Below are 6,210 nucleotides of genomic sequence, written 5' to 3'. Positions count from 1 at the left end.
GATGAATGTAGAAGAAACGCCTTGTAAATTAGAAGATACTAATTTGACGAGAGCCCTTTAAAAATGGGAACTTTCATACGATTGCCCTGTCTATCACAACAATTCCTATAGTGGATAAAGATTAATAAGTGACGATTCCTATAAATAGCTAACGCCCAATTAAGGGGTGAGTAACGCAACACCGACGCCGCTGCAAACCACCTTAATCACTAAAATTAACGCATAGTAAAAATGCCACGCGTTACGAATCCCTCTTGAATTGTTTGTTAGCACGCTACCCATAAAGCCTTTGAAACACACCAACGCATTGAAATATAGCACTAAATTTATGGCTTAAAACACTGAAACCAAACGGACAACTGCCAAACTAAAAACAAACTTCAAGACGTAAGTTGGCTAGAAAAAAAACATGCGAAACTGCACTTTTTCACCGCCTTCAATTTAGCAAAGAATACGGGCTTCGAACTTGAACAACAACGACAAAGAAACGCTTGTTTTACCGAAAATTTCTCAGCACCAAAGAAACCACGCCAGAGAAATAGCCCGAAAGTTAGAAACCGTAAACGATAAACTCAAAGCGAAAACTTCACATCTAGTGCCACCGGAGCGAACCTGAAAGGCACATTTGATCAGGTGTAAAGCGAGGAAAAGAAACCAATAAAAACAGAAACTTTTAGCCTTTGATGCCAACCCAGTGCTAACGCTTTCTATACGGCGATTTGCCGTTTTTCTGGCAGGCTACCGCCTTCTTTCTTATCAAAAGCGCTATCAATCGTAGCACTTATATGCATGAAACAAATAGAAAAACAGTATGAATATGTGTGGTGGCGCGCGCAATTAGGCGGCGCACAGCACGCTAATTTCAAAAGTGGTGATACATTAACGGGGCTGTATAAATAAACAGGTTAATTTATCATGAAAAGTCAGTTTTTACTTAGTGTAAAACAGCACATGCTTACTCGTCATTATGCGAATAAAACTATCGAAAGTTATCTTTTTTGGATAAAACGTTTTATCACTTTTCACCAGCTCGCCCACCCATCAACACTAGCAGAAGATGATGTCATTCAATTTCTGAGTTACTTAGCGGTAGAAGAAAAAGTTGCGGTAAAAACGCAAGCTTTGGCGCTGAACTCAATATCATTTTTATATCGTGATTATTTTAAAACCCCACTATCACTTGATATGAGATTTCAGAAATCCTTGACCGAAAAGAAACTTCCCGTTGTGTTAACCAGGGAGGAGATCCGAAGATTCGTTCAGCATATCGACCCGAGGTATAGACTCCATATTCAGCTACTTTACGGCTCCGGGCTTCGAGTTATGGAATGTTTACGCTTAAGAGTTCAAGACATCGATTATGATTATGGTGCAGTTCGCGTTTGGCAAGGAAAAGGAGGTAAAAATCGTACAGTCACATTAGCCAAAGAACTACATGAACCACTCAAAGCTCAAGTTAATTTAGCAAGAAACTACTACTTTAAAGATAGGCACATGCCTGGTTATGCGGGCGTATATATCTCTGAAGGTTTACGACGTAAATACCCAAAAGCGGAGCTAGATTTTAACTGGCACTTTTTGTTTCCATCAACAAAGTTAAGCGCAGATCGAGACACTGGTGAACTCAGAAGGCATCATATCAATGAAAGCGCAATACAAAGAGCTGTAAAGCGCGCGGCAAGCGACGCAAGCATTGAGAAAACTGTAACTTGCCACACACTAAGACACAGTTTTGCCACGCATTTATTGGAATCTGGCGCAGACATTAGAACTGTTCAGGAACAATTAGGGCATACTGATGTAAAAACCACACAAATCTACACTGAGATTCATCATGTCAACCACAAAAGTGCACCGCAATTGGTAGAATTAAAATAAATAACTTAAAATCAACAAGTTAAAACAGAATACATCACATCTAATTACTCAGCTTCAATTATTTAATGATCACAGCAAACCCTAAATCCTCAAAAATGCATGCTTAATTTGCCCCAAATCTGCCCCATTTCTTGCAACAAGAAAGAGTCAGATCGAGTGTGGTAGGAGGGGCAGAAGCTCAAATGAACTTCGCGACACATTTTTAGGCATAAACTGGATTCGAGTAACCTGTAAGATTTAATAGTATCGTAGCTTTGGATCAAATAGATTTAGTTCTAACTAATTTAAATAAGTCCAGACAAGGAGTACCATTTAGATACTCCCCATCCATCAAGTTATTATCCGTGCCAGCTTTCACATCCAGGTTTAGACTTGTCGATAATTAAGTCACCTTCAACCTCATAAGCGATAAACCCAAACAGGAACGAGAAAACCTTTGAATCAGCTGTAACGTCAGTCAAGCCAACAGCGCACTTATCGTGCTCGATAGCATTGTCAGCAGCTTCTTTTACACTAGGAATCCCTAGAGGAAATATAACTACTGGCTTTGAATCTTCACCACTTACGCGAGGCCCCTTAACAAAATTACCACCATTCAGATCGACGTTCTTCGTCGAAGCTAATGTAAAATCGGCAACACGCTGCGCACAGCCTGTAGATAGCAAAGAACCTGCAATTGCAATAGACAATAGTACCTTTTTCATATTAAACCTTATTGTTATTAATATTGAGCGCACATTATTGCATATGGTTCTATAAATGTATGTAATAACTTGATTTGATTGCATAACCCTTGTGCGATTAGCATGGCTCGACATCCTGCAGCAAAACTGTTGCCCAAAGAGGACTACCGTTCGGAATGAACTGTAGGATTTATAAGTGGAGGGTGGTGCTGAGGATAAGTAATTGGAGAGGAAATAAAAAAAAGGCCACCGCGCAATGCAGTGGCCATTCTTGGTTAATATTGTTACTACCGAAGGCAATTTGTCTTATACATCAATGCATCCTGGATATTTTGCCTTATACGCTAGATACGCCTGCTCCCAAATGGGCGAGGCCGGATCAACGATTAGCTCAATGACCTCTTCATAGAGATAATGATACCCATCATTGAAGGCGGATTGAGAAAGGAATCCACGGAACAAGACGCTGGATTTCACGCCGTGGTTCGATGCTTCAACATTATTAATTCGCACATACAGTTCTCTATCTTCACCATGTTTTGTTTGTACGTTTGCTAGTATTGCCATCTATTAAGCCTCTATCTGTCCAAAGTATTTAAATACGGCTGTTGACCCAGCCTCACCGGCTACGGTACACACACAGCCAATGTAGCCACCCGCATTTGTACTAGAAAAGAAATACGTTTCGCCCTTTGCATATTCACCTGATGTAGGGAATGACGTTCCTGTTGTCCAGGTTGCGCGCCCGAAATGTCTTTTTGTACTGCCAGAACCGAGGATACAGACATCCATGAACGGTGTATTTGGTGCAACTGGCACACCTCTACCCGCAGCCTCTGTGGTCGTATCCGTATAAAAACCGTGTCTTAATCCTTGGTTTGCGTAACTCCAACCCCACTGACCAGAGCGATTCTGCATAGTGATGCCGTTTGCGTTACCATCTGTTTCGCTTAATCCGAGAGCGTATTGATTGTCTCCTATTGAACCACCAATAGTTACTTGACTAAGTGCGCTGAGTATCGAGATTACAGGAGATAAAAGTGTTCCGTTTGTTGTAGCACCAAATACTAGGCCATTACTGTCTTCATCAAAACCAGCGCCGCCTCCAGACATTATCCCACCCCAAACTTTGTCTGGTGCCTGTAGTTTTGGTCGTGGTTGACCACCCTCAGTGTAGCAACCAAAGAATTCATTACGCGCATTAGCATTGTCAGATAAAATGCCTAGACCTACTGAGTAATCCCCGGAATTTGACCACGCTGGGTATGTAGTATGCACACCTCCAACTCCGTAGAACCTCCACACATCATTATCAGTCCCAGGTTCGGTAAGTGCGCCGATACCATCCGAGGTATCAACAAGATAGTATCGGTTACCGTTATGTGATACTTGCGATGCGCCATTACCACTCGCTTTACCATTTGTTGCAAAATGACAAGCAACATAGGTATTACCCAAAAATGAGCTTTCTAATAAGCCGAATCCATAGTTGCTAGAAATGTCTACATCTTTTGCTGAACCTATGTTTACATCTGCTCCATCAACGAACATACCTCCGGTCGGATATACACCTGCGGTACCATTCCCTGATATTACACAACCATCGAGTATCCAGTTGTTAGCGTTACCAAGCACAGAGTTATCTGACGTCACTGCTGACGCGACAATCCTAAGTCCCCACCCACCAAATCCGGTAATCTGACATCCCTTAAGCACCGCGCGAGCTCTAAACCAGACACCATTTTTATAAGCAACTCGGCTTCTCGGGTTAATCGTTAGATTTCTGAACTCTGTGCCGTCCGCTCGGCCAGATGGTACATCCTCAACATCGCCGTTTAATGTGTTGTATCGGTTTACAGTGATGGCGTTATCATCATCACCGCTAAAGCTTATCGTCGTCCACGCTAACACACCATTGTGGCCTGAGCTCATCCCCTCAAAGATTGCATGGACTTTTAATTCCCATGATCTGGCAAACTGATACTCTCCACGCTCAAATAACACTAACCCGAGACTTTGAGAGGTACCGCTACCTGCCCTTGGAGCGAATAACAGCATAACTTCAAAGGCATCCGAGTTCTGCTCCGGCGTGTTGTATGGCCTGATCCCCCAGTCATCAACGGCAATGAATCTGCCAAATCGCATAGATAAAGGACGAGGGTTTGTCTCTCCAGGTACATTGATCGGGGTATCAGATAGATTATCACTGTTGATGTCGCTAAATGGCTGCATAAAAGCCGAATCAGGAGCCTGAGTGGGATCGCTACCCTGAGCCACATACGGAAACTCAATACCACTCTGGTTTTTCGGCTTATAAGCCTGGCCGTTAAACACCGCGTATTCATTGAAGCTGTTGAAGGTGGTACTCCCTTGTTGCCAGGTGCCGAGATAGCTCTTGTCGAGGGTATTCGCAACTGAAGACGAAATGACATCCTTGGCCAGAATTTCAAGACCTTTTATCGTCCTTGTATTTGGTTCGTCGGCCATCTGTTCGTTTTGAGAGTTAGCGAACTCATAAACTCTCCCAGCAGCACCTTCATACTTGCTAACCGCGGCTTCGGTGCGCTGTTCAATATTCTGGGTCATGAATAAACCTCATAAAAAAGCCCAGCGTGATAGCTGGGCATTGGGTAATTGATTTGATGGGTTGTTAGGCGTAGGCATCCACGCGAGGGTCGTCTTCTATGGCGGCGCATCCCACCTCGAACTCGCCTTTCTGTTTAACCTTCTGCAGGATGCATTTTTTATACATCCGGTTGGCTTGGCCAAACATGTATTCGCTTGGCTTCTGTCCCTTTTCGCCTACGGCATACACCTTCTCTGTAGGTTCATCGACCAGGATGACAATGTCGGGCGCTTCAGTCGGGTTGACTCGATACGGGCCGTGTGTTCCCTTGTTGCCACTGTTGAACAGCAGGTAATGCTGTTTACCTTCTTCCCATTCCAGCAGGCCGGAAAGCTGAAGATATTGGTTGCCATCGCCAGCATTGAGCGTTTCGATGACTTGACCAGACGCGCCCCAGTCTACGGCATCGTGCGCCACGGGCACGACATCGCCATAGTTCGACTCCCAGCCATCCATGTCGGTCGAGAAATCGATGTTGGTGCGGCGATACGCTTGCACGGCAGCATGAAACATCCCTTCCCGTTCGGCTTGTTCCTCTGTGGTAACAAAGTTCAGCTTTAGCGGTTTAGGGTTGTAACCTTCTTGTCCTGGTAACGTGCACAGCACCGTCTCGGATTTTCTCGATAGCGGGTTAAACCACTCGACTTCGACACCATCGTAATCGCCATCTTCCGGTAAGCTGATGTCCACCGAGAAACTGTCTGGCGTCATATTGACGGGCGAGTACGGCTTACACAGCGCTTCCCTTGGTTCATCCCGCCACATACTGACGGTACCGAGCTCGATACGAGGATAAGATCGCCCTGTTTCTAGCAGCTTGCCCAGCGCTTCCCAAAAAGCGGTAGGCTGATCAAACAATCCATCACAGTAATCACCACGCGACGCCCATTTATCTCGATAGGCGATGAGCGTATCGATATCAATCGCATCGTCTTCCAAGCCTGCTCCATAGACGTTATTCCGACACGCATCGATGACCGCATCGGCAATCGAACGAGTCGCCTGCTCGGCGTAACTGCCATC

General features: G+C 44.5%; 5 protein-coding genes. 1 reads left to right on the top strand and 4 read right to left on the bottom strand.

The window, feature by feature from the left end; all coding sequences use genetic code 11:
• Window positions 1–915: 915 nt before the first annotated feature.
• The gene (locus R8N49_RS24075; protein ID WP_318190108.1) at window positions 916–1,878 is read left to right on the top strand and encodes an integron integrase; all 963 of its coding nucleotides are present in this window, start codon (window positions 916–918) and stop codon (window positions 1,876–1,878) included.
• Window positions 1,879–2,216: 338 nt separating this feature from the next.
• Here the strand turns inward: R8N49_RS24075 and R8N49_RS24070 are convergent, their stop codons facing one another.
• The 4 genes from R8N49_RS24070 to R8N49_RS24055 form a co-directional block, all read right to left on the bottom strand.
• Window positions 2,217–2,582, bottom strand: a complete 366-nt coding sequence (locus tag R8N49_RS24070; RefSeq protein ID WP_318190107.1) for a hypothetical protein — start codon at window positions 2,580–2,582, stop codon at window positions 2,217–2,219.
• A gap of 285 nt (window positions 2,583–2,867) precedes the next feature.
• Window positions 2,868–3,128 carry a hypothetical protein gene (locus R8N49_RS24065; RefSeq protein ID WP_318190106.1) on the bottom strand — a complete coding sequence of 87 codons (261 nt, stop codon included), beginning with the start codon at window positions 3,126–3,128 and terminating at the stop codon, window positions 2,868–2,870.
• A gap of 3 nt (window positions 3,129–3,131) precedes the next feature.
• A complete protein-coding gene (locus R8N49_RS24060) occupies window positions 3,132–5,147 on the bottom strand; it encodes a hypothetical protein (RefSeq protein ID WP_318190105.1) in 2,016 nt (671 codons plus the stop codon).
• Window positions 5,148–5,211: 64 nt separating this feature from the next.
• The coding region (locus tag R8N49_RS24055; protein ID WP_318190104.1) for a host specificity factor TipJ family phage tail protein at window positions 5,212–6,210 on the bottom strand (999 nt) is incomplete at its 5' end.

It is taken from the genome of Vibrio sp. 1978, assembly GCF_033344345.1.
Note: the sequence above shows the minus strand (reverse complement) of the source record. Positions and strands in the feature narration are given on the sequence as shown.